We start from the raw sequence: 22,745 nt of genomic DNA on the forward strand, positions 1-22,745 counted from the left end.
CACTCAGTGTTGGGTTTCCTGCTGACGCTCGACCAGCTCCTGCAGATGCTTGCGGCTCAGCTCCAGATAGCGCGGAGTGGGGCCTTCATCTTTGTACAGCGGGTCGCCCATCTCATCGACCGCGATGACCTCCTTGCCAGCTCGGTAGGGCAGGCTGGCTTCCAGCTCCTCAAGTGCCGCGCCGAGCAGGTCGGTGATCAGGTCTTCAATCTGGCGTTTTGGATACATCTCGTGCAGCGCTTGCAGACGCGCAGCATCTTCCAGTGGCAGATGTACCGCGTAGCTGTCACGGGTTACGCGGCCTTTGGCAGTGTCTTCCCAGGCTTGGGTGAGTTCACGGATCTTCATGGTTCCCCCTTTGTTGCGTGCTGTCGCTTGTGGCGACACCCTCAGCATAGACCATATGCGAGGGCGTACAGGTCTTATGACCCCTTGTCAGCGGCAGGGTTGCATCGCATGCTGGGCATCCCGATCGCCTGGAGAAAGACTCATGACCGATATTGATGCCCGTTTGCGAGAAGACGTCCACAACCTCGGTACCTTGCTGGGGCAGACCATTCAGGCCCATCTGGGAGATGACTTTCTACAACGCATCGAACGCATACGCCTGGGTGCCAAACAGGGTCGCAAGGCCGATCAGGCGGCCAATGAGGCGCTGCTCGATGCCCTGCAGGACCTGCCAGACAGCCAGTTGCTGCCGGTGTGCCGGGCCTTCAATCAGTTTCTCAATCTGGCCAATATCGCTGAACAGCACCACCGCATCCGCCGCCGCCGCGCCGACGAGCCGCAGGCCTTTGAATTGCGCTGCGTCAATGAGCTGCTGCAGCGCCTGAAGGCTGAGAACTTCAGTGCTGACGACATCGTGCAGCAGGTAAATGGGCTGGATATCGAATTGGTGCTGACCGCCCATCCGACCGAAGTGACGCGCCGTACGCTGATCCAGAAGTACGACGCCATCGCTGATGCGCTGGCGCGCGGTGATCACGATGACCTGACTGCAACCGAGCGAGAAGATGTGCGTCAGGATCTGGCCCGCCTGATCAGCGAGGCCTGGCATACCGACGAGATTCGCCGCAGCCGGCCAACCCCGGTAGATGAAGCCAAGTGGGGGTTCGCAGTCATCGAGCATTCGCTGTGGCAGGCGCTGCCGCAGTTTTTGCGTCGTCTGGACGCTGACGTCCACGGCGCGACCGGTCAGCACCTGGATCTGCGTGCCGCCCCGGTGCGCATTGCCTCCTGGATGGGTGGCGACCGTGATGGCAACCCCAACGTCACCGCCCCCGTCACCCGCGAGGTGCTGCTGCTGGGTCGCTGGATGGCGGCGGACCTCTACCTGCGTGATATCGAAGCGTTGGGCAACCAGCTATCCATGCATGCCGCCAGCGACGCGCTGCTGGCGCAGGCCGGCGCGGTGGATGAGCCTTACCGCGCGGTGTTGAAGCAGCTACGTACACGGCTGCAAGTGACCCGCGATTGGGCAGAGCAATCCCTGGCTAACGATGTTGCCATGCCCGCCCAGGTACTGCGCGAGCTGGATGATCTGCGTGGCCCGTTGGAGCTGTGCTATCAGTCGCTGCTGGCGTTTGGCCTAAAGCGCATTGCCAACGGTCCGCTGCTGGATACCCTGCGTCGGGTCAATGCCTTCGGGCTGGGGCTGGTGCGTCTGGATATCCGTCAGGATGCGGCGCGCCACGCCCAGGTGTTCAGTGAGCTGACCGAGCACCTGCAACTGGGCGACTACGCCGAGTGGGATGAAGACGCTCGCTGTCGCTTCCTGCTGGACGAGTTGCACAGCCGGCGCCCGCTGCTGCCGCCGAACTGGCAGCCATCGGCCGACGTGGCCGAAGTGTTGGCGACCTGTCGAGTGGTGGCCAGTCAGCCGCAGGAGCTGCTCGGCTCCTATGTTATCTCCATGGCCTCGCATCCCTCCGATGTGCTGGCGGTCAAGCTGCTGCTGAAGGAAACCGGTGTCAGCTGGCCGATGCGCGTGGCGCCGCTGTTTGAAACCCTGAGTGACCTGGACAATGCCGCCGATGCCATCGACCGGCTGCTGTCGCTGGAGCAGTATCGTGCACTGGTCGGTGACGAGCAGGAGGTGATGATCGGCTATTCCGATTCCGCCAAGGACGCCGGCACGCTGGCGGCAGGCTGGGCGCAGTATCGCGCACAGGAAGCGCTGGTGGGCGCCTGTCAGCGTCACGGCGTGCATCTGCGATTGTTCCACGGCCGCGGTGGTACCGTGGGCCGCGGTGGCGCGCCGGCGCACATGGCCATCCTGTCCCAGCCGCCGGGGTCGGTACGTGGTCAGCTGCGGGTCACCGAGCAGGGCGAGATGATTCGCTTCAAGTTTGGTCTGCCGGGTATCGCCATTCAAAGCCTGCTGCTTTACACCAGCGCCGTGCTGGAGGCCAGTCTGCTGCCGCCGCCGGCGCCCGAGCCGGCCTGGCGCGAACTGATGCAGCAATTGGCTGATCGTTCGGTTGAGGTATATCGAGCGGTGGTGCGTGGTGAGCCGCAGTTTGTCGAGTACTTCCGTCAGGCGACGCCTGAACAGGAGCTGGGTCGTCTACCGCTGGGCAGCCGGCCGGCCAAACGTCGCAGTCAGGGCGGGATCGAGAGTTTGCGGGCCATTCCCTGGATCTTTGCCTGGACCCAGACCCGGCTGATGTTGCCGGCCTGGCTGGGTGCCGGGCAGGCGCTGCGTGAGGCGCTGGATGCCGGTAAGCAGGCTCAGCTCAGGCAGATGATGGATGCGTGGCCGTTCTTTCTGGCGCGGGTTGAGATGCTGGAGATGGTGCTGTCCAAGGCGGATGTGGATATCGCACGCTTTTATGAGCAGCGTTTGGCCAGTGCGGATTTGTGGCCGCTTGGCGAGCGTCTGCGCACCGCACTGGAACAGGCCACCGCCGTGGTGCTGCAGCTGCGCGAAAGTGAGACCCTGCTGGCCCACAATCCGGCACTGGGTGAGTCGGTAGCGGTGCGCAACCCCTACACGGACCCGCTGCATGTGCTGCAGGCCGAATTGATGAAGCGTACCCGGGCGCAGGGCGAGAGCGTTGACCCCGATCTGGAAAGGGCGCTGATGGTGACGATGGCCGGTATCGCGGCGGGCATGCGCAACACCGGCTGACCGGCCGGTCGTCAAGTATCCCTGGGGCGGCTTTGCCTGCGACAATGGTCCGTCTTGTGCATGGCCGCGCGGGCGTGTATGTTGAACGCCCTTTGCGAGCCAGCTCTTGCTGGACGCACCGCATTTTCCGCATTCGCGCAGGCCGCGAGTGCCTGGCAGGTCGCTGGTTGAGGACCGCTCAATGCCCGGTTTCAGTTAGACGAGGAGTACATCATGCGAGTTATCCTGTTGGGCGCCCCAGGGGCGGGCAAGGGTACACAGGCCCAGTTCATCTGCGAGCGCTTCGGCATTCCGCAAATCTCCACCGGCGACATGCTGCGTGCAGCGGTCAAGGCCGGTACCGAGCTTGGCAAGCAAGTCAAGGAAGTCATGGATACTGGCGGCCTGGTCTCCGACGATCTGATCATTGGTCTGATCAAGGAGCGCATTACCCAGGACGATTGCGCCAAGGGTTTTCTGTTCGACGGTTTCCCGCGCACCATTCCGCAGGCTGAGGCGCTGGTAGAAGCCGGCATCGACATTGATCGCGTGCTGGAAATCGCCGTGGCCGATGAAGAAATTGTTGCCCGTCTGTCCGGCCGCCGCGTGCATCCGGGTTCCGGCCGCGTGTATCACGTTGACCACAACCCGCCGCAGGTGGCTGGCAAGGACGACGTCACCGGTGATGACCTGATTCAGCGTGATGACGACAAGGAAGAGACTGTACGCAAGCGTCTGCAGGTCTACCACACCCAGACCAAGCCGCTGGTCGAGTTCTACCAGGGCCTGTCTGCAGCCAAGGGCACCCCCAAGTGCGCCAAGGTTGAAGGTGTCGGCAGCGTAGAACAGATCACCGCCAAGGTCATCAACGCGCTGGACTGAGTCTTGCTCGCTGGAGCAAAAGACCCGTGCTGACTTCGGTCGCACGGGTCTTTGCATTTTTGTACAATGCCCGCCCCCTGAATTCAGAATCCGACCATGACCACACTGCTTGCTCTGGATACCGCCACCGAGTGCTGTTCTGCTGCGTTGCTGCACGAGGGCAGCGTCACTGCGCGCAGCGAAGTGATTCCGCGTCAGCACGCCCAGCGCCTGCTGCCGATGATCGAGGAGCTGCTCAGCGAACGTGAGCTGCGCCTGCAGGATGTCGACGCCCTGGTATTTGGTCGCGGCCCCGGCGCTTTTACCGGCGTGCGCATCGCTACCGGCATGGTGCAGGGCCTGGCCTTTGCCGCCGACAAACCGGTGATTGCGATATCCAACCTGGCCGCGCTGGCTCAGCGTGCCTGGCGCGAGCACGGTACAGACACCGTTGCCGCCGCCATTGATGCGCGCATGGATGAGGTCTACTGGGGGCTGTATGGCCTGCAAGATGGCGTCATGCAGCCGTTGGATGAGGAGCGGGTATGCGCACCTGAGGCCGTTAGTCTGCCGGTGGGCGTCAGCAGCGTGGCCGGTGCTGGCACCGGTTGGCAGTACGCTGATCGTCTGGCGGTCAGCGTCACGCAGAGCTGGCCGCAGATGCTGCCCGATGCTAGCGATCTGATCACCCTGGCCTTGCCCCGCTGGCTGGCCGGAGAGGTGGTCGACGCGGCGGATGCCCAGCCTGTCTACCTGCGTGACAAGGTTGCCACGCCCAAGGGCCAGGCGTAAGCTGGCGCCATTGTCTGAGGAGTACATTTGGTGCGTCTGGACGGTTTCAATCCCTACTCATCGCTGCCTGAGCGCAGCAGTCGAGCGGTTGCCAATACCACGGGCAACAGCGCGGCTGCGTCTGTGCCGGGCAACGAGCAGGCCGGGGTTGCCGCCAGCCGTTTGCCGCCAGCGCAGGTAGTCCCCTCGTCTGCGCCGACTGCCGAGTATCTTCCCGCCCGCCGCGAGTCCTTTGAGCCAGTCTATGGCCGCGCCAATCAAGCGCTGGCGAGTTATCAGAACACTGCCAATATGCCGGTCGACAGCGCCGTCGATACCCTGGCCGGCATCGACGTCTACGCCTGATGTCGTGACTGCGTTACCCCTGCGTTTTATCACCGGTTGCCCACTGTGGTCCGAACCCGCTTGGGCCGGCCAGTTGTACACCCGCGGCACTGACGCGGATGCGCGGCTGGCGCAGTACAGCCGGGTGTTTGGCGCGGTTGAGGGCAATACCACCTTCTACTCCCTGCCCAGCGCCGCGCGAGTCGCCCGTTGGGCTGAACTGCTGAGTGAGGATTTCCACTTCTGCGCCAAACTGCCCCGTGAGGTCAGCCATGGCGGGCGACTGGACGCCGAGCATCCTGCCCTGAACGCCTTCTTCAGTCGCATGGCGCCGCTGGGGCAGCGCCTGGGGCCTGTCTGGCTGCAACTGCCCGAGCGCTTTGCACCGGACGCCCTTGGTGTGCTGGCTGATTTTCTGGCTGGTTTGCCTACGGACTACCAGTACGCGGTTGAAGTGCGCCATCCTGGGTTTTTCCGCAAGGACGACGCTGAACGGCAGCTGAACCGTTTGCTGCATGGCCGTGGTGTCGAGCGCATCAGCTTTGATAGTCGTGCGCTGTTCGCCAGCACCGCCACCGATGCCTCCACGCTCGAAGCCAAGCAGCGCAAGCCGCGCTTGCCGGTGCATGCCATTGCCCTGACTCAGCGGCCCAGCGTGCGCTTTATCGGCGGTATGGATCGGGAGGCCAATTGGCAGGCGCTGGCCCCCTGGTTAGACAAGTGCGCGCAGTGGTTGCAGGCTGGCTACCAGCCGATGCTGTTTATGCACACCCCGGATAACCAGATGGCGCCGCAGCTGGCCCGAGACTTCTACCGTGCCTTGCGTGAACGGGTGCCCGCGCTGGCGCCCATGCCGGTCTGGCCCGGTGAGCATGAGGCCGCTCAGACGCCGCAGCAGGCGGGTCTGTTTTGATACCACAGGATTACTCATGAGCGAACACGCCCCGTTATCGTTGGCTGTCAGTTGGTCCGCGCCAGCCCGGCAGAGTGCAGCCGAAGTGCTGGCTGAGCGCCTGCAACTGCCGTTGCAGGCTGATCTGCCGGACGCTGCCGCGCTGTTGCTTGAGCTGGACGCAGATGGGCTTAGCCTGCGTAGTACCGAGGCGGGAGCGCCGGGTGCGGTGCGTGTGGATTTTGTCGGCGGCGCGCTGGCCCATCGCCGTCAGTTCGGTGGCGGAGCAGGGCAGATGGTCGCCCGTGCAGTCGGCATTCGCGGCAGCGTCAGACCCAGTGTGCTGGATGCCACCGCTGGTCTGGGGCGCGACGCCTTCGTGGTTGCTGCGTTGGGCTGCGAGGTGACCTTGCTTGAGCGCCAGCCGGTGATTGCGGCGCTGCTGGAAGATGGCCTGCAGCGCGCCCGGGCTGCCGGTGGTGAGGTGGCGGAGATCGCCGAGCGGATGCAGCTGCTGCAGTGTGACGCGATTGCCGCCATGGGTGACTGGCAGCTGCCAACGCCCCAGGTCATCCACCTGGACCCGATGTTCCCGCATCGGGACAAGTCCGCGCTGGTGAAAAAGGAGATGCGCCTGTTCCGGCCGCTGGCCGGTGACGATGATGATGCCCCTGAGCTGCTGGCCGCGGCGCTGCAGCTGGCCAGCCACCGGGTGGCGGTGAAACGCCCGCGCAAGGCGCCGGCAATTGCCGGTCAGCGGCCCAGCGCGGAATTGACGGGGCAGTCCAGCCGCTACGATATCTACGGCAAGAAGAAGCTGGACTGAGTGCCGGCAATTCCGGGTGGCCCCGGGCCTACTGGGCCGCAGCCGGGCTGTCCGCCGCTTCGGCGCTGCGCGCCACCTGCCGAATCGACAGGCGCACTTCGGCGCTGAGCACCCGCTTGGCGGTGTTCTCGGCAATGTCTTCCAGTCCGGCTGCATAGTGCAGCCGACCCTCATCGTCAGCCCGTAACACCTGCTCATCGGTCAATCGCTGGATAAACTGGCGGAACAGCGTTTTGTCAAAGAACTCCGGCGCGTTCAGGCCATGCAGAATCGACAGGCGCTGCGCCATGACGGTACAGCGTGCTTCCAGCTGTTCGGCGGTCTGGCTGCCGTTGGGATAGTTCAGCAGCAGCGCTGAGGCCATATAGAAGCGCTCCAGAATCTGGATGATGCTGCGCGACAGCAGGCTGAGCATGACAAACTCGACCGAGCTCAGGTCCGGGCGGTGAATCTGTCCGTCGGCTTCGCGCAGCAGTTGCTGCTCGAGCAGGCTGTCGATCCATTGCTGAATGACTGCGGGCAGCTCATCCTCGCTCCATTGCAGGAACAGTTCGCCCTGCAAATAGGGGTAGATGCCCATGACCAGACGTTCGATCTGTTCACGCTTCATGCGCGGGTTGTTCTGGAACAGGCAGGCGATCAACGCCGGCAAGATCACCAGATGCAGGACATTGTTGCGGTAGTAGGTCATCAGTACCGCCTGGGGCTCGTCCAGGCGCATGATTTCACCCAGCGCATCGGATTGGCGGTCGATCATCTGCATGCTTTCCACGTGCTTGATCATCGCCTGACCGTCCAGTGCGGTCAGGGTGACGCCGCTGCTGTAGGGCACGGCCTGCAGCAGCGCTTTGTAGCGGTCCAGCGCACGTGCCAGCGAGGTTTCATCCAGGGCTAGCCGGGCGGTGGACAGCATCACCAACGCCACCATGTTGACCGGGTTGACGTCGGCGGCAGCGCTGATGCCGCTGGTCAGCTGCCGCGCCAGGCGGTTGGTGGTGTCGTTCAGCCAGGTTGGGCGATAGTCGGGTGCCAGCGATTGTGCGCGCCAGTCCGGTTGCTCGCGATCGAGAAAATCGGCTAACGCCAGCGGCTCGCCAAAGTTCACCGCCACCTCACCAAAGCGCAGCTTGAGCGCGGAGATCACGCGGAACAGGTCAAACACCGACTCCTTCTTCTTGGCCTGGCCGCGCAGCTCGCCGAGGTAGGTGCGGCCTTCAAGTACTCTTTCGTAGCCGATATAGACCGGCACAAAAACGATGGGGCGACGTGAGGAGCGCAGGAAACTGCGCAAGGTGATAGCCAGCATGCCGGTCTTCGGGCTGAGCATGCGACCGGTTCGTGAGCGACCGCCCTCAATGAAGTATTCGACGGGAAAGCCACGGCTGAACAGGGTGTGCAGATACTCGTTGAAAACAGCGGTGTAGAGCTGGTTGCCCTTGAAGCTGCGGCGCATGAAGAAGGCGCCGCCGCGGCGCAGGATGCCGCCGATCACCGGCATGTTGAGGTTGATGCCGGCAGCAATATGCGGTGGCGTCATGCTGTTGCGAAACAGCAGGTAGGACAGCAGCAGGTAGTCGATATGGCTGCGGTGGCAGGGCACGTAGATGATCTCGTTGCCGCGGGCAATGTCCTGGATGCGCTTGAGGTTGTTGACCCGTATGCCGTCATACAACTTGTTCCAGAACCAGCTGAGCACTACCTCAAGAAAACGAATAATGGTGTAAGTGAAGTCCGAGGCGATCTCGTTGGCGTAACGCGCGGCAATGGCCTGGGCCTTGCTTTCGTCGATGCCTTTTTCGCTGGCCTCCCGTGCAATGGCGGCGCGCACCAGCGGGGCGTGCAGCAGGCCCTTGAGCAGGGTGCGCCTGTGCACCAGCTCCGGGCCGACCACGGCGGCGCGCTGCTGGCGGAAGTGCACCCGCAGCACGCGGTTGACGCGGCGCAGACGACGCTCGCGGTCAAGGGCTGGTGGAATAAGCTCCGGCAGTGCTACCCGCGGGCCAAAGTGCACGCGTACCTTGCGCCCGTGCAGCAGGATGGCCAGCAGCTTGCGCAGGCGTCCGCCCACCCAGTTCCAGGCAAACAGCAACTTGATGGCCGAGGACTCGCTGTCCGGTGACTGGCCCCAGAACACCGTGATAGGAATCAACTGCACGTTGTCGGGGTGTTCCAGTACCTTACCCAGTCGCGGCGACTGGCCACGCGGATCGGGCCGGCCGACCCAGGAGCGCTCACGACTGAGAAAAATAAAGGCGTCACGCTCATCCAGCGGCGGCAACGGTGCGCGTACCGGGCGTGGCAGGCCGGCTCGCACGCACTCGCGGTCGGCCACGATCAGATCCGTCAGCGAGCGATAGGGCAGTACATAGACCACCGGTTGCTGTGCGTCGATATCCAGTTCTTCGTTGCTGTCGCCGATGCGGATGGAACGGACCCACAGGTATAGCAGGCGGCGGGCCAGGCCAAAGCGCATTCGACCAAACAGGGAAGCATAGGAGGTGGACATGGGGCTCTCGGGATCGGCAGTGGTGTCGGCCATTGGCACGACGCGGGTAGTGGTTGCGATTCTAGCAGTTCAGGCGGCTGCGGTGACATGCGTGGGCTGTTGCTTGAAATGCGGAGGCGGGATTCATATAGTCTCTGGCTCGTGCGCAACCGCATCCGCCGTTCGACCAGGCATTTGCCTGCCAACTGTGAACCAGCTCACGGTTGGACTGTCGTAGTCCGGCATGGATGTTTGCGAGGTAACCGCTGGACGCTACGGACCGCACGAATGACCATTCTGGGGGAACAATAAAAGGCATGATAAGCATAAACAGCCTGACCAAACGCTTCGGCGACCACACCGCCGTAGACAACCTGTCGTTTGACGTCAAACCGGGCGAAGTCCTCGGTTTTCTCGGGCCCAATGGGGCCGGCAAATCCACCACCATGAAGATGCTGACCGGTTTTCTGACGCCCGATGGCGGTTCAGCCTCGGTCTGCGGCTTCGATATTCAGCGTCAGACCCTGCAGGCCCAGCAGAAGATGGGCTACCTGCCCGAAGGGGCGCCCTGCTATGGCGACATGCGCGTCAGGGGCTTTCTTGAGTTTATTGCCGATGTCCGTGGCCTGCGTGGTGCCGAGCGCCAGCGCCACGTGGATCGGGCGGTTGAGCAGGTTGAGTTGCAGGGCGTACTCGGCCAGCGCATCGAGACCTTGTCGAAGGGCTTCAAACGCCGTGTCGGTCTGGCCCAGGCCATTCTGCACGACCCTCAGGTACTGATTCTGGACGAGCCGACCGACGGCCTAGACCCGAATCAGAAACACCATGTTCGCCGTCTGATTCAGCAACTGGCTGAGGGCAGCAACAAGATGGTGGTGGTTTCCACGCATATCCTGGAAGAAGTCAGCGCGGTTTGCTCGCGCGCCGTGATTATCGGCCGTGGGCGTCTGCTGGCTGATGGCACGCCGGATGAGCTGGAGGCGCGCTCGCGCTATCACCAGGCGGTCACCCTGTCGCTCGGGCAAGCGGTATCCACAGCACCGTTGGAGAGCCTGCCGGGCGTACTGGCGGTCGAATCGCAGCGTGATGGTCAGCTGTTGACCGTGCTGGCCAAGCCGGGCGAGGTGATCTTTCCGGCGGTGGGGCAACTGGCCCGAGAACAGCAGTGGCAGGTCAATGAATTGTCGGTGGAACGCGGTCGCCTGGATGAGGTTTTCCGTACCCTGACCTCCGGGGAGGCGGCATGAACAATCTGGGTGTGATCTTCAAGCGTGAGCTGGGCGGCTACTTTGCAACGCCGCTGGCCTACATCTTCATCGTTATCTTCTTGGTGCTGGCTTCGGTCTTTACCTTCTATTTGGGCGCCTTCTACGAGGCCGGTCAGGCCGACCTGAACGCCTTCTTCAACTTTCACCCCTGGCTGTACCTGTTCCTGATTCCTGCGGTCGCCATGCGCCTGTGGGCCGAGGAGCGCAAGTCAGGCACCATCGAGTTGCTCATGACCCTGCCGGTGTCCCGTGGCGCCATGGTAGTGGGCAAGTTTCTTGCTGCATGGGTGTTTGTGGGCATTGCCCTGTTGCTGACTTTCCCGATGGTGCTGACGGTCAATTATCTGGGTAACCCGGACAACGGTGCGATCATCACCGGTTACATCGGCAGCTGGCTGCTGGCCGGCGGCTATCTGGCGATCGGCTCGTGCATGTCGGCACTGACCAAGAACCAGGTGATTGCCTTTATCGTCAGTGTGGTCGCCTGCTTCGTGTTTATCGTCAGCGGTGTGTCCATGGTGCAGAACCTGTTCAGCGGTTGGGCACCCCAGTGGGTGCTGGACACCATTGCCTCATTCAGTTTCCTGATTCGCTTCGATGCCATCAGCAAGGGCGTGCTGGATCTGCGAGACCTGCTGTATTTCTTCTCGCTGATGGCCGTCTGGTTGTTCGCCACGGCGATTGTCATCGACCTGAAAAAGGCCGATTGAGGCAAAGGAGCTTGAGATGAAACGTATTATGTATTCCGGTGCCGGTCTGCTGGTGCTGCTGCTGGCCTTCTTTGCTTTCAATATGGCGACCGGCGTGATGCTGCCCGGTGCGCGCCTGGATCTGACCGAACAGAAGCTGTACACCCTGTCGGACGGTACCCGGGAGATTCTGCAAGAGCTGGAAGAGCCGATTGATCTGTATTTCTTCTTCTCCGAGGGTGCCAGCAAGGATCTGGTGGTGCTGCGCAACTATCAGCGCCGCGTGGCGGAAATGCTCAAGGAGTATGAACGCCGTGCCGACGGCATGATCCGTCTGCACATCATTGACCCCGAGCCCTTCTCTGAGGCCGAAGATCGCGCTGCCGAGTTTGGCCTGCAGGCCATTCCGCTGAGCGAGAGCGGCGACTCGCTGTACTTCGGCCTGGCCGGTACCAACGAACTGGCCCAGCGCGAGATTATCTCGTTCTTTGCGCTGGAGCAGGAGAACATGCTCGAGTACGAGCTGAGCCGTATGATCAGCACGCTGGCCAAGCCCGACAAGCCGCAGGTTGGGCTGATCAGCGGGTTGCCGGTTGAGGGTGGCATGAATCCCTACTCGCAGCAGCCGCAGGCGCCCTGGGTGGCGCTGGAGCAGATGCGCCAGGTGTTCGATGTAAAAAACCTGGCCGAGGATGTGGACGCGATTCCTGAGGATATTCAGGTCTTGCTGTTGATCCACCCGAAGGCGCTGAGCGAAGCCGCCCTGTATGCGGTTGATCAGTTTGTGCTGCGCGGCGGTAAGCTGCTGGCCTTTGTCGACCCGTTCGCCGAGGCGGATCAGGGTATGGAAGCGATGATCGACGGCATGGCGGATGGCAAGGCGTCGGACCTCGGCCCGCTGCTGCAGGCCTGGGGCGTTGCCTATAACCCGGAGCGCGTGGTTGTTGATGCGCGTCAGGGCATGGCGGTCGGCCGTGGCCAGGGCCAGCGTCCGGCGCGGCATATCGGCTGGCTCGAGGTTGAATCTGCGCAGATCAACGGTGAAGACACCATCACCGCACCGCTGCAGCTGCTGACCGTCGCCACCGGTGGTGCGCTGGTGCCGGTTGAGGGTAGCCAGACCGAGTTCACCCCGCTGCTGCAAAGCACCGCCGACAGCGCGCTACTGCCCAGTGACGCCTTCAGCAAACTGCAGGACCCGGAAGACCTGCTGCCGGGCTTTGCGCCAGACGCCGAGGTTTACACCCTGGCCGCGCGTTTGAGTGGTCCGGCCAGCACGGCGTACCCCGACGGCCTGGAAGGCTACGAGGCGGGCCTGCAGCAGGCGGACAATATCAACGTGGTGGTGGTGGCAGACACCGACATGCTGACCGACCGCATGTGGGTACAGGTGCAAGACCTGTTTGGTCAGCGCATTTCTCAGCCCTGGGCTGATAACGGCGGGCTGCTGGTCAACGCGCTGGACAACCTGTCGGGCTCTGACGCGCTGATCAGCGTGCGTTCACGAGGCGACTTCAGCCGTCCGTTTACTGTGGTTGAAGAGCTGCAGCGCAAAGCAGAAAGCCGCTTCCGCGCCAGTGAGCAGCGTCTGCAGGAGCGTTTGGCCGAGACTGACCAGAAACTCGCGCAACTGCAGCAGGGCCAGGACCCGAGCCAGCTCACCGAGTTGACCGCAGAGCAGCGCGAGACCATCCAGTCTTTCCTGGATGAGAAAGTGGCAATTCGCAAGCAGCTGCGCGATGTGCGATTCCAGCTTAATGCTGACATCGACGCTCTGGGTACCCAGTTGAAGCTGCTCAACACCATGCTGATGCCGCTGCTGCTGACGCTGGCCGTATTGCTCTGGTGGCTGCTGGGCCGCGTACGTCGCAAGGGGTAAGGAGATAGCCATGCGCAAGATTATTCTGATTGCCCTGGCGTTGGTGGCCGTTGCGCTGGTGGCGGTGGCGCTGCAAGTGCGCAATAGCGACCGGGTCACGGACCTTGAAAGCCGGCCCTTGCTTGACGAGGCGCAGCAAGCCGCGCTGGCCGATGCAGAGCAGCTCACCCTGGCTCGCGGTGAGCAGCAGGTGGTGCTGCAGCGCGAGGGGAGCGACTGGACTGTGGCTAACCGAGACCAGTACCCGCTGCAACGCGCACGTCTGGCAGCACTGCTGCTGGCCCTGCGCGAGGGGCGCGTGCTGGAGGCCAAGACCAGCAACCCCGAGTACCATGCCCGTCTGGGGCTGGCTACTGATGCGGCTCTGCAGGTGAGCGTGGGCACTGGCGAGAGCGCCTTTGGGGTGTTGTTCGGCAACACTGTGGGTAGCAATCAACTGGTGCGCATGGCTGGTGATGACCAGGTGTGGCTCATCAATCGTGCGCTGAATATGTCGGTCAACGCTCAGGATTGGCTCGACCTGCAGGTGAGTCAGATCCCGTTGGAGCGGGTCTCTCAGGCCCACTGGCAATATGCCGATGGCGAAACCCTGCGGTTGGATAAGGCCAGTGAAGGTGATTACAACTTCAAGCTGGCTGAGGGTGACGCTGGTGGCCACGAGCGGGAGTTGAACTCCATGGTGCTCGCGTTGGCTGATCTGCGGGCGCAGAACGTAGCCTTGCGCAGCGCTCTGGCGCTGCCGGCGCCAACGCTGCAGATGCAACTGACCAGTTGGGCTGGCGCAGAACTTAAGGCATCGCTGTTTGAGCTTGAAGGCGCCTACTGGCTGACCATCGACCAGCTCAACCAGAGCGAGGAGCAGCCGCTGACTGTCTATGACGACCCGCGCTGGGCCTTCCAGCTGGGTGTTGCTCAGCACGACCGCATGACGCTGCGTCAGGCCGATCTGCAGCCTGCTGCAGAGGCCCCGGCCCAGTAAGCACCTGCCGCCCGACCGCTCGCCAGAGCGGTCGCTTGCGGCTCCCTGAACTTCTACTAGACTGCAAGAACACCCTGCCAGCCGGCGGGGTGCTTGCGTGTTGCCGTGTTGCGGCAATGAATTAGATCGGTGTTTTGAGGATTGTGGTAATGGCTGAGCGTGAGCAGGGGACCGTCAAGTGGTTCAACGATGCCAAGGGCTTTGGATTCATTCAGCGCGAGTCGGGCCCGGATGTATTTGTGCACTTTCGCGCTATTCGCGGTGACGGTCACCGCACGTTGGTAGAGGGGCAGAAGGTCGAGTTTACTGTCTCGCAGGGCCAGAAAGGTCTGCAGGCAGAGGACGTTGCCAAGCTGTAAGCGGCTGCGTCCTTGCTGATAACACCCCTGACGGTGCGGACTCGTCCGCGCCGCAGGGGGTTTTTGTCTGCTTTTTAGCCGATTGCCGGCAGCTGGCCCTGCAGCCAGCGCGCAAACTCGCCCGCTGGCAGTGCGCCGTTGATCCGCGCGATTTCCTTGCCCTGATGGACAATCAGCAGGGTGGGAATGCTGCGGATCGCGAAGCGCGCTGCCAGATCAGGTGCGGCTTCGGTATCTACCTTGAGAAAGCGCGCCCGAGGTTCGACCTGCGCGCAGCGCTGGGCGAAGGTCGGCGCAAATTGGCGACAGGGGCCGCACCAGGCGGCCCAGAAGTCGAGCACCAGCGGTAGGTCTGCGCCTGCATGGCGGGCAAACCCGGCAGCATTGACCGAGCTGGGTCTGCCGTCAAAGAGCGGATGCTTACAGGCGCCACAGGCCGGGTTGGCTGTCAGGCGGGCGGCGTCCAATCGATTTTTGCGCAGACAGTGGGGGCAGCATATAAGCATAAGGGCATCTCAAAAGGTGTTTCAGGGCTTAATCAGCGCTGCCCTTGCTCCGCATGCCTTGCCACTGGCGCTGCAGCTCGATAAACGTCAGCGAGGCAGACCAGGTCACCAGTACCAGCCCGGTCAGTGATTCGGTGCCGTACAGAAAGCGAATATTGCCGGTTGGCGTCAGGTCACCGTAGCCGAGCGTGGTGTAGGTGGTGGCAGACAGGTAGACGGTGTCGAACAGGGTGATGTTCTGCATGCCGGCGATGCCGCCTAGTTCAGGGGTCTGCAGCAGGTACAGTGCGCCCATGCCAAACAGCCATATCTCGGCGATGTGAGTAAACAGCAGGACGAAGATCAGGGTGAGGATGCGCGGTCGCTCACGCATGCGCGTGGTGTCGAGGAAGCGATGCAGGCGCGACAGCACCTCGTAGTGCAGCACGACCGCCAGCGCGGCTATGACGCAGCTGACGCCGACGGTGATCCAGTGAAACTTGTCGATCTCCGGTAGCATTTAATGCGCCCAGTTGAATTCGGTTTCGCCTTCGGCGTTGACCTTGAGCCAGCGATCAGCGTCGGCTTCACCATCTGCCTCCTCCCAGCCGCCTACCGAGCAACGCACTTCGTGGCCTAGTGCGGCTTGAACGGCGCGGGCACAGTCGCGGTCGCTGTCCCAAGGGGTGGCGGGGCTATCAAACCAGATGCTTGCCCACTTGCCGGCGGCCTTGCGAACAATCAGCAGCGGCACGGGCTCGGCGGCCTGGAAGATGCCGCGTTGCGTCAGGCCGGTGGCGGGCTGCAGAGTGAGCGGCCCCAAAGCCTCTGGTAGCCAGTCCAGCAGGTCCTGCAGATGGTCATCTCGCAGATAAATCTCGATATCAGGTTGGCGCACGGCTACTCCTTGGCAGTGTTCTTGTCAGCAACGTTCCAGCGTGACCATGTTCATGGCCACTTCCAGCCCCTCGATACCGTGCTCGGTGATGGCTTGCTGGCGCTCGGGCCGGCTGCGCACACCGTGCGGCGTCATGCCGATCAGGTTGCCCAGATCTTCGCCTGTCAGTTGCAGAGGATAGCGCAGGGTCTGCTCGGAGGCGACGCGCAGGCCGTCGGGTAGTGACTTGATCAGCGCAGGTGTCGGGTGAATCTGGTCGTACAGGCGCTCGCGCAGGGCCAGCAGGTGGTCACCGTGGGGGCCGACGATCAGCACCCGGCCACCGGGCTTGACGGTACGCAGGCATTCGTCGGCAGACCAGGGGCTGAACACACTGAGGGCGGCATCCAGGCTCTGGTCTGCGACCGGTAACCGGGCGCTGGAGGCCACCATCCAGCGAATGGCTCGGCTGCGTCGGCAGGCCTTGATGATGGCGTCTTTGCTGATGTCGAAGCCGCCAATGGTCGTGTCGGGCAGTGCAGTGGCCAGCCGCTCGGTGTAGTAGCCTTCGCCGCAGCCCATGTCGAGCAACGTCTGAGGATTTGCCTCGATGAACGCCTGGTTGATCGCATCACTGACCGGCTGATAGTGGCCAGCGTCGAGAAATGCCTGACGGCTGGCCAGCATCTGCGGTGTGTCGCCCGGCTGCTTGCTGTTCTTGAACTGCACCAGCAGCAGGTTAAGGTAACCCTGACGGGCCTGGTCGTAGCTATGCCCAGCCGGACAGCTCCACTGGCGCTCAACGTTGCTCAGCGGGGCGCGGCAATGGGGGCAGATCAGTTGCAGCATCAGGTCAGCAACCGTTCCAGCGTGACCTGATAAATATCGGTCAGCAGATCGAGGTCGGCGGCCTTGATGCACTCGTTGACCTGGTGGATGGTCGCGTTGACCGGGCCCAATTCCACCACCTGGGTGCCCATGGTGGCGATAAAGCGGCCGTCCGAGGTGCCGCCTGAGGTCGACGGCTGCGTGTCGCGGCCGGTGACCTGCTTGATTGCCGCAGAGACGCCGTCCAGCAGCGCGCCCGGCTCGGTCAGGAACGGCAGGCCGGATAGGGTCCAGTGCAGCTCGTATTCCAGACCATGTGCGTCCAGCAGGTCGCGCACCCGCTGTTGCAGACCTTCGACGGTGGATTCTGTTGAAAAGCGGAAGTTGATCAGCGCTTCCAGCTCGCCCGGCACCACGTTGGTGGCACCGGTGCCGGAGTGGATGTTGGAAATCTGGAAACTGGTCGGCGGGAAGAAAGCATTGCCTTCGTCCCAGACTTCGGCAGCCAGCGCGGCCAGGGCGGGGGCGGCCAGATGAATCGGGTTGCGCGCCAGATGCGGATAGGCCACGTGGCCCTGCTTGCCGCGAATGACCAGGCGGGCGTTGAGCGAGCCACGGCGGCCGTTCTTGACGATGTCACCCACCAGCTCGGTGCTGGAGGGCTCACCGACGATACACCAGTCGACCTTTTCACCGCGTTCGACCAGTGTCTCGACTACCTTGACGGTGCCCTCGGTCGCCGGGCCTTCCTCGTCACTGGTGATCAGAAAAGCGATAGAGCCGGTGTGCTCCGGGTGAGCAGCAACAAAGCGCTCAACCGCCACTACCATTGCCGCCAGACTACCTTTCATATCGGCCGCGCCGCGCCCGTGCAGCATGCCGTCAACGATCTGCGGGATGAAGGGGTTGGTTTGCCATTGCTCGACCGGACCAGTCGGTACCACGTCAGTGTGACCGGCAAAGCACAGTACCGGGCCTTCACTACCGCGGCGCGCCCACAGGTTGTCGACCTCGCCAAAGCGCAGCGACTCCAGTTCAAAGCCAACCGCCGCCAGACGCTCGCCCATCAGTTGCTGGCAGCCAGCGTCTTCAGGGGTGGTGGAATTGCGGGAGATCAGCTCGCAGGCCAGCTGCAGGGTAGGGGATAGCTCAGTCATGGTTCCGGTTCGTCTGGGCAGAGAAAGGCGCCATCATACCAGAGTCATGCGGCGCTCTTCCCGCTTGATCAGGGCAGCTTGCCTAGGTGACCACCACTCGTTTCCAGTCTGTGGCCGAGAGCGGCATGGGCTGGTTAGATTCGCGTGTCGGGCCAGCGCGCTCGACGCCATGCCCGGCGCTGCTTCTTGCCGAGAAAGGTCCAGGCCAGCAGGCGACTGCGCTTGCTGCCCTGGCCCATGTCGATGATGCGAATGTCGGTAGCGCCGAGGCCGCGCAGTTGTTCGGGCAGCGCTTTGAGGCTGGCTGCGCTGGCGACCAGCGTCGTGAACCAGAACACCTGCGATGCGTATGTCTTGCTTTGCTCGGCCATGCGCTGCAGAAAGCCCGCCTCGCCGTCGTCACAGTACAACTCATTGGCGCGACCGCCGAAGTTGCGGCCGGCAGGTGCTTTGCCGAGCCCCTGCCACTTGCGCTCATTGGCCTGTTGCGCCTCGCTGGCGCTGGCGTAGAAGGGCGGATTGCACAGGGTGAAATCGAACTGCTCCTCGCTGTTGATGATACCGTCGAAGATGCTCTTGGCGTCGCTCTGCAACCGCAGCGCAATCTGCCCCTGCAAGCTTGGGTTGGCTGTGAGTATCTGCTCGGCGATAGCCAACGCCTCAGCGTCGATGTCGCTCCCAACGAATTGCCAGCCGTATTCGGCGTTGCCGATCAGCGGATAAATCAGATTGGCCCCGGTGCCCACATCCAGGCCGCGCAGACGCTCTCCCTTGGGAATAACGCCATCGTGGCTGCTGGCGAGCAGGTCGGCCAGGTGGTGGATAAGGTCGGCGCGCCCGGGGATCGGTGGGCACAGCGCATCTGTGGGTATCTGCCAGTCGGTAATCTGATACCAATGCTGCAGCAGGGCGCCGTTGAGGCAGCGCAGGGCGGCCGGGTCGGCGAAGTCGATGCTTGCTTGCCCATCCTTGCCGTTTACTAAAAAGTCCTTTAGTAGCGGGTACTTGCGCGCAATAAGGGCAAGGTCGTAGCGCCCTTGGTAGCGGTTGCGTGGGTGCAGGGTCGGTGACTTGGACGGGCGGCGGCGCATGTTGACTCCTAGGTTAGCGCCGGAGCATCCCACGCGGAGCCAGCGCTGTCACCCGTTGTTCACAGAAGCTGGGGATGAAGCTGTGGATAACTGCAGGATATCCATGCCAATGCCAGTAGGGCTGGTGGCTGCGCAGAACTGGCTGTTTTTTGCGCAATGCAGCGCAAGAGGGCGCTGGTATACTGTGCCGCCGCAGGAGGATGCCCATGATTACCGAAGACCCCCGTTTTGCTGGAATTGGCCGTTTGTATGGTACCGATTCGCTCGCGCGTCTGGCCGCCAGCCATGTGGTGGTGGTCGGCATTGGCGGGGTTGGCAGTTGGGTTGCGGAAGCACTGGCGCGTAGTGGTATTGGTCGTATCAGCCTGATCGACATGGACGAAGTTTGCGTCAGTAACGTCAATCGTCAGTTGCACGCGCTGGATGGTCAGGTCGGCAAGCCCAAGGTTGAAGTAATGGCCGAGCGTTTGCGGGCGATCAGCCCGAGCTGTGAGGTGCGCGCGGTGATGGATTTTGTCACGCCCAACAATCTGGCCGAGCTGATCACTGACGATATCAACTGCGTGGTGGATTGCATCGACAGCGTCAATGCCAAGGTGGCGCTGATTGCCTGGTGCCGCCGCCGCAAGATTCCGGTTATCACCACCGGAGGGGCGGGTGGGCAGATTGATCCGACGCAGATCACCGTGGCGGACCTGTCCAAGACTGTGAACGATCCGCTGGCCGCCAAGGCACGCTCCCTGCTGCGCCGCGACCACAACTTCCCCCGCGCCGACAGCAAGCGCAGCTTCGGCGTACCCTGCGTCTACTCGAAAGAGCAACTGCGTTATCCCAAGCCCGATGGCAGCGTCTGCACGCAGAAATCCTTCGTCGGCGAGGGCGTGCGGCTGGATTGCTCCGGCGGCTTTGGTGCGGTCACCATGGTCACGGCTACCTTCGGGATGGTGGCTGCCGCGCAGGCGGTGCAGCGCTTGCTGCGCTAGCGCAGCAAGCGGGCTGGAAGCTTAAAGCTGGAAGCTGGAAGCCGTTTATCCGGGTAAGTGGCTGTTTTGCCTGATACGGAAGCAGCACGGAAAAAGCCCGCCCGCCCAGATCCTGACCTTCCAGCCTCCAGCCTCCAGCCTCCAGCCTCCAGCCACAAAAAAGGCCCGAACCGATCACCGGCACGGGCCTCTTCGCGGACTGCTGGCAGCTCATCGCTTGCCGCTTGCAGCTCTCACAACGCGATCAGTTGTGGGCGTGCAGCATATCGTTCAGCTGAATCGCGCTCTTGTTGGTCTTGCACTCGATGGCGCCAGTCTGCGAGTTGCGGCGGAACAGCAGGTCGGACTGGTTGGCCAGGTCGCGGGCCTTGACGATTTCGACCAGGTTGTCGGCGTCGTCCAGCAGCGCGACCTTGATGCCGGCCGTGATGTACAGACCGGCTTCAACAGTGCAGCGGTCGCCCAGCGGGATACCGATACCGGCGTTGGCGCCGATCAGGCAGCCTTCGCCCACGGAGATGACGATATTGCCGCCGCCGGACAGGGTGCCCATGGTGGAGCAACCGCCGCCCAGGTCGGAACCCTTGCCAACGAATACGCCAGCAGAGATGCGGCCTTCAACCATGCTGGTGCCTGCGGTACCGGCGTTGAAGTTGATGAAACCTTCGTGCATGACGGTGGTGCCTTCGCCCACGTAGGCGCCCAGACGCACACGGGCGGTGTCGGCGATGCGGATGCCGGCCGGCACCACGTAGTCGGTCATGGACGGGAACTTGTCGATGCTGTGTACAACCAGCGAGTTACCCTTCATGCGGGCAGCCATCTGGCGCTGCGGCAGTTCGCTGATGTCGATAGCGCCTTCAGTGGTCCAGGCAACGTTCGGCAGCAGCGGGAAGATGCCGGCCAGCACCACGCCGTGCGGCTTGACCAGACGGTGCGAGAGCAGGTGCAGCTTGAGGTAGGCTTCCGGCGTGGAGCTGGGTGCTTCGTCGCTGGCCAGTACGGTGGCGACCAGCGGGCGAGCGCTGTCGGCCATCTGTGCGACCAGTGCAGCCTGCTCGCTGAAACCGGCCGCATTCAGTGCCTGGCTCAGTGCGCCGCATTGGTTGGCGGCAAAGCTGATGGCCTGGTTGCCTTCGGCATAGCCAAGCTCAGCCTTGACCACGTCGATCAGGGCGTTGCTGGGGTTGAGCAGGGGCTGAGGATAGAACACCTCCAGCCAATCACCTGCGCTGTTCTGGGTGCCGATGCCAAAGGCCAGACTGAAACATTCACTCATGGGGCGGTTCCTTTGATGCTAGTGCTATGCATTGGATTCAAACGCGCTGGCATACCACTCCGGCTTGAAGCCGACCAGGCGCTGTGAGCCGATATCCAGTACCGGTCTTTTTATCATCGAGGGGTTGGCTTGCATCAGCGCAACCGCCTTGTCTGTATCGAGGTTTTCCTTGTCCGCATCGTCGAGCTTGCGGAAGGTGGTGCCCTTGCGGTTGAGGATCACTTCCCAGCCGTGCTCAGTGCACCAGGCTTGCAGCCGTTCGGCGTCGATGCCCTGGGTCTTGTAGTCGTGAAACTGGTAGTCGACGCCATGTTGGTCCAGCCAGGTACGGGCCTTTTTCATGGTGTCGCAGGCCTTGATGCCGTACAGGGTGATCATGCTTACAGGCTCCTGATGAAGTCGCGGATGCGTTCGGCTGCTTCAATGCACTCGTCCAGCGGGGCGACCAGCGCCATGCGGACCCGTCCGGCGCCGGGATTATAACCATCAATTTCCCGTGACAGGTAACGTCCGGGCACTACGGCGACGTTCTGCTCGGCCAGCAGCCGGGCGGTGAAGGTCTCGTCGTCGATGGGTGTTTTGGGCCACAGGTAGAACCCGGCGTCGGGGCGCTCAACGTCCATCACGTCGCCGAGAATGGCAAGAACAGCGTCGAACTTGGCCTGATACTGGGCGCGGTTGTCGGCGACGTGGGCCTCGTCATTCCAGGCGGCGATGCTGGCGATCTGGCTGTGAACCGGCATGGCGCAGCCGTGGTAGGTGCGGTAGGTCAGGTACGGCTTGAGCAGGCTGGCGTCGCCGGCGACAAAGCCGGAGCGCAGCCCTGGCAGGTTGGAGCGCTTGGACAGGCTGTGGAATACCACGCAGCGGGCGTAGTCGTTGCGGCCCATGGCGGCGCAGGCTTGCAGCAGGCCAACCGGTGCAGGGCCGTCTGGCGCATAGATTTCGCTGTAACACTCGTCGGAGGCGATGACAAAGTCGTACTGGTCTGCCAGCTTGATCAACTGCTGCAGGGCTTCCAGCGGAATTACCGCGCCGGTCGGGTTGCCTGGTGTGCAGATGAATAGCAGCTGGCAGCGCTGCCAGATCTCGGCCGGAACAGCGCTGAAGTCCGGAATAAAGCCGTTGCTGCCGTCGCAAGCCAGGTAGTGCGGCTCCACGCCCGCCAGAAACGCCGCCCCTTCGTAGATTTGATAGAAGGGGTTGGGGCTGACCACCAGGCCCTGCGGGTCGCGCGCAATCAGCGCTTGAGTGAAGGAAAACAGCGCCTCGCGGGTGCCGTTGACCGGAATGATGTTGCTGTTGATATCCAAGCTGCCGGCAGATAGCGCAAAGCGCTTGGTCAGCCAGTCGGCAATGCTCTGACGCAGCTCGGGCTTGCCCTGGGTGGTCGGGTAGACCGCTGCCTGGTTTAGGTTGTCGGCCAGCGCCTGCAGTACGAACGGCGGTGACGGGTGCTTGGGCTCGCCAATCGACAGCGAAATCGGGCGCAGCGCCGGGTTCGGGGTAACGTCGGCGATCAGGGCGCGCAGCTTTTCAAAGGGGTAGGGCTGCAGGCGCTGCAGGTCGTGATTCATTGTGT

The 22,745-nt window shown here is 62.7% G+C and carries 23 protein-coding genes; 12 read left to right on the forward strand and 11 right to left on the reverse strand.

From position 1 onward, the window contains the following. Positions 1-3: 3 nt before the first annotated feature. Entirely contained in the window at positions 4-348 is a 345-nt protein-coding gene (locus tag HV822_RS13425) for a pilin assembly protein (RefSeq protein WP_238870667.1), read from the reverse strand. Positions 349-490: 142 nt separating this feature from the next. Here HV822_RS13425 and ppc point away from each other — a divergent pair, with 142 nt between their 5' ends. The 6 genes from ppc (at position 491) to HV822_RS13455 (ending at position 6,804) form a co-directional block, all read left to right on the forward strand. Next, complete coding sequence (gene ppc, locus HV822_RS13430; protein ID WP_238870668.1) at positions 491-3,130, forward strand: phosphoenolpyruvate carboxylase; 2,640 nt, start codon at positions 491-493, stop codon at positions 3,128-3,130. Between the two features lie 213 nt (positions 3,131-3,343). Then, on the forward strand, positions 3,344-3,991 hold the full coding sequence (gene adk, locus HV822_RS13435) for an adenylate kinase (RefSeq protein WP_238870669.1): 648 nt from the start codon (positions 3,344-3,346) through the stop codon (positions 3,989-3,991). 96 nt (positions 3,992-4,087) lie between these two features. Continuing rightward, positions 4,088-4,762, forward strand: coding sequence for a tRNA (adenosine(37)-N6)-threonylcarbamoyltransferase complex dimerization subunit type 1 TsaB (tsaB, locus tag HV822_RS13440; protein WP_238870670.1), 675 nt, complete (start codon positions 4,088-4,090; stop codon positions 4,760-4,762). 30 nt (positions 4,763-4,792) lie between these two features. Continuing rightward, positions 4,793-5,107 carry a hypothetical protein gene (locus HV822_RS13445; protein WP_238870671.1) on the forward strand — a complete coding sequence of 105 codons (315 nt, stop codon included), beginning with the start codon at positions 4,793-4,795 and terminating at the stop codon, positions 5,105-5,107. A 4-nt stretch (positions 5,108-5,111) separates the two neighbouring features. After that, on the forward strand, positions 5,112-5,999 hold the full coding sequence (locus HV822_RS13450) for a DUF72 domain-containing protein (protein WP_238870672.1): 888 nt from the start codon (positions 5,112-5,114) through the stop codon (positions 5,997-5,999). A 16-nt stretch (positions 6,000-6,015) separates the two neighbouring features. Then, positions 6,016-6,804, forward strand: coding sequence for a class I SAM-dependent methyltransferase (locus tag HV822_RS13455; RefSeq protein WP_238870673.1), 789 nt, complete (start codon positions 6,016-6,018; stop codon positions 6,802-6,804). A gap of 28 nt (positions 6,805-6,832) precedes the next feature. Here the strand turns inward: HV822_RS13455 and plsB are convergent, their stop codons facing one another. Further along, complete coding sequence (gene plsB / locus HV822_RS13460; protein ID WP_238870674.1) at positions 6,833-9,310, reverse strand: glycerol-3-phosphate 1-O-acyltransferase PlsB; 2,478 nt, start codon at positions 9,308-9,310, stop codon at positions 6,833-6,835. Between the two features lie 296 nt (positions 9,311-9,606). Here plsB and HV822_RS13465 point away from each other — a divergent pair, with 296 nt between their 5' ends. The 5 genes from HV822_RS13465 to HV822_RS13485 all read left to right on the forward strand — a co-directional run bounded on the left by HV822_RS13465 (position 9,607) and on the right by HV822_RS13485 (position 14,463). After that, positions 9,607-10,536 carry an ABC transporter ATP-binding protein gene (locus HV822_RS13465; protein WP_238870675.1) on the forward strand — a complete coding sequence of 310 codons (930 nt, stop codon included), beginning with the start codon at positions 9,607-9,609 and terminating at the stop codon, positions 10,534-10,536. Then, entirely contained in the window at positions 10,533-11,267 is a 735-nt protein-coding gene (locus HV822_RS13470; protein WP_238870676.1) for an ABC transporter permease subunit, read from the forward strand. Before HV822_RS13465 ends, HV822_RS13470 begins: the two co-directional genes overlap by 4 nt. Positions 11,268-11,283: 16 nt before the next feature. Continuing rightward, positions 11,284-13,125: a GldG family protein gene (locus HV822_RS13475; RefSeq protein WP_238870677.1), complete on the forward strand. Its 1,842-nt coding sequence runs from the start codon at positions 11,284-11,286 to the stop codon at positions 13,123-13,125. 10 nt (positions 13,126-13,135) lie between these two features. Then, positions 13,136-14,104, forward strand: coding sequence for a DUF4340 domain-containing protein (locus HV822_RS13480; RefSeq protein WP_238870678.1), 969 nt, complete (start codon positions 13,136-13,138; stop codon positions 14,102-14,104). A gap of 149 nt (positions 14,105-14,253) precedes the next feature. After that, positions 14,254-14,463, forward strand: coding sequence for a cold-shock protein (locus HV822_RS13485; RefSeq protein ID WP_238870679.1), 210 nt, complete (start codon positions 14,254-14,256; stop codon positions 14,461-14,463). Between the two features lie 74 nt (positions 14,464-14,537). Here HV822_RS13485 and trxC read toward each other — a convergent pair whose 3' ends face one another. From trxC to rlmF, 6 genes are all read right to left on the reverse strand, one after another. Further along, complete coding sequence (gene trxC, locus HV822_RS13490) at positions 14,538-14,930, reverse strand: thioredoxin TrxC (protein ID WP_449555749.1); 393 nt, start codon at positions 14,928-14,930, stop codon at positions 14,538-14,540. 67 nt (positions 14,931-14,997) lie between these two features. Then, entirely contained in the window at positions 14,998-15,468 is a 471-nt protein-coding gene (locus HV822_RS13495; RefSeq protein ID WP_238870681.1) for a potassium channel family protein, read from the reverse strand. Continuing rightward, a complete protein-coding gene (locus HV822_RS13500; RefSeq protein ID WP_238870682.1) occupies positions 15,469-15,846 on the reverse strand; it encodes a hypothetical protein in 378 nt (125 codons plus the stop codon). A 24-nt stretch (positions 15,847-15,870) separates the two neighbouring features. After that, positions 15,871-16,674: a putative RNA methyltransferase gene (locus HV822_RS13505; RefSeq protein ID WP_238870683.1), complete on the reverse strand. Its 804-nt coding sequence runs from the start codon at positions 16,672-16,674 to the stop codon at positions 15,871-15,873. After that, entirely contained in the window at positions 16,674-17,810 is a 1,137-nt protein-coding gene (gene dapE, locus HV822_RS13510; protein ID WP_238870684.1) for a succinyl-diaminopimelate desuccinylase, read from the reverse strand. Before dapE ends, HV822_RS13505 begins: the two co-directional genes overlap by 1 nt. Positions 17,811-17,944: 134 nt before the next feature. Beyond that, complete coding sequence (rlmF, locus tag HV822_RS13515) at positions 17,945-18,901, reverse strand: 23S rRNA (adenine(1618)-N(6))-methyltransferase RlmF (protein ID WP_238870685.1); 957 nt, start codon at positions 18,899-18,901, stop codon at positions 17,945-17,947. A gap of 200 nt (positions 18,902-19,101) precedes the next feature. On the opposite strand from rlmF, the gene tcdA reads away from it, so the two are divergent. Continuing rightward, positions 19,102-19,884 carry a tRNA cyclic N6-threonylcarbamoyladenosine(37) synthase TcdA gene (gene tcdA, locus HV822_RS13520; RefSeq protein ID WP_238870686.1) on the forward strand — a complete coding sequence of 261 codons (783 nt, stop codon included), beginning with the start codon at positions 19,102-19,104 and terminating at the stop codon, positions 19,882-19,884. A gap of 244 nt (positions 19,885-20,128) precedes the next feature. Here the strand turns inward: tcdA and dapD are convergent, their stop codons facing one another. Genes dapD through dapC form a run of 3 tightly spaced genes read right to left on the reverse strand, consistent with a single transcriptional unit; the run spans position 20,129 to position 22,740 of the window. Further along, positions 20,129-21,163 (reverse strand): 2,3,4,5-tetrahydropyridine-2,6-dicarboxylate N-succinyltransferase, encoded by a 1,035-nt coding sequence (gene dapD, locus HV822_RS13525; RefSeq protein ID WP_238870687.1) that lies wholly within the window; start codon positions 21,161-21,163, stop codon positions 20,129-20,131. Between the two features lie 24 nt (positions 21,164-21,187). Then, positions 21,188-21,541 (reverse strand): ArsC family reductase, encoded by a 354-nt coding sequence (locus tag HV822_RS13530; RefSeq protein ID WP_238870688.1) that lies wholly within the window; start codon positions 21,539-21,541, stop codon positions 21,188-21,190. A 2-nt stretch (positions 21,542-21,543) separates the two neighbouring features. Then, positions 21,544-22,740, reverse strand: coding sequence for a succinyldiaminopimelate transaminase (dapC, locus tag HV822_RS13535; protein ID WP_238870689.1), 1,197 nt, complete (start codon positions 22,738-22,740; stop codon positions 21,544-21,546). Positions 22,741-22,745 lie beyond the last annotated feature (5 nt).

Origin of the sequence: Halopseudomonas maritima (assembly GCF_021545785.1) — a bacterium.
GTDB lineage: Bacteria > Pseudomonadota > Gammaproteobacteria > Pseudomonadales > Pseudomonadaceae > Halopseudomonas > Halopseudomonas maritima.

Coding starts and splice junctions, on each gene's coding strand:
- HV822_RS13425 (WP_238870667.1), bottom strand. CDS start 348: ATGAAGATCCGTGAACTCACCCAAGCCTGGGAAGACACTGCCAAAGGC.
- ppc (WP_238870668.1), top strand. CDS start 491: ATGACCGATATTGATGCCCGTTTGCGAGAAGACGTCCACAACCTCGGT.
- adk (WP_238870669.1), top strand. CDS start 3,344: ATGCGAGTTATCCTGTTGGGCGCCCCAGGGGCGGGCAAGGGTACACAG.
- tsaB (WP_238870670.1), top strand. CDS start 4,088: ATGACCACACTGCTTGCTCTGGATACCGCCACCGAGTGCTGTTCTGCT.
- HV822_RS13455 (WP_238870673.1), top strand. CDS start 6,016: ATGAGCGAACACGCCCCGTTATCGTTGGCTGTCAGTTGGTCCGCGCCA.
- plsB (WP_238870674.1), bottom strand. CDS start 9,310: ATGTCCACCTCCTATGCTTCCCTGTTTGGTCGAATGCGCTTTGGCCTG.
- HV822_RS13465 (WP_238870675.1), top strand. CDS start 9,607: ATGATAAGCATAAACAGCCTGACCAAACGCTTCGGCGACCACACCGCC.
- HV822_RS13470 (WP_238870676.1), top strand. CDS start 10,533: ATGAACAATCTGGGTGTGATCTTCAAGCGTGAGCTGGGCGGCTACTTT.
- HV822_RS13475 (WP_238870677.1), top strand. CDS start 11,284: ATGAAACGTATTATGTATTCCGGTGCCGGTCTGCTGGTGCTGCTGCTG.
- HV822_RS13480 (WP_238870678.1), top strand. CDS start 13,136: ATGCGCAAGATTATTCTGATTGCCCTGGCGTTGGTGGCCGTTGCGCTG.
- HV822_RS13485 (WP_238870679.1), top strand. CDS start 14,254: ATGGCTGAGCGTGAGCAGGGGACCGTCAAGTGGTTCAACGATGCCAAG.
- HV822_RS13495 (WP_238870681.1), bottom strand. CDS start 15,468: ATGCTACCGGAGATCGACAAGTTTCACTGGATCACCGTCGGCGTCAGC.
- HV822_RS13505 (WP_238870683.1), bottom strand. CDS start 16,674: ATGCTGCAACTGATCTGCCCCCATTGCCGCGCCCCGCTGAGCAACGTT.
- dapE (WP_238870684.1), bottom strand. CDS start 17,810: ATGACTGAGCTATCCCCTACCCTGCAGCTGGCCTGCGAGCTGATCTCC.
- rlmF (WP_238870685.1), bottom strand. CDS start 18,901: ATGCGCCGCCGCCCGTCCAAGTCACCGACCCTGCACCCACGCAACCGC.
- tcdA (WP_238870686.1), top strand. CDS start 19,102: ATGCCCATGATTACCGAAGACCCCCGTTTTGCTGGAATTGGCCGTTTG.
- dapD (WP_238870687.1), bottom strand. CDS start 21,163: ATGAGTGAATGTTTCAGTCTGGCCTTTGGCATCGGCACCCAGAACAGC.
- HV822_RS13530 (WP_238870688.1), bottom strand. CDS start 21,541: ATGATCACCCTGTACGGCATCAAGGCCTGCGACACCATGAAAAAGGCC.
- dapC (WP_238870689.1), bottom strand. CDS start 22,740: ATGAATCACGACCTGCAGCGCCTGCAGCCCTACCCCTTTGAAAAGCTG.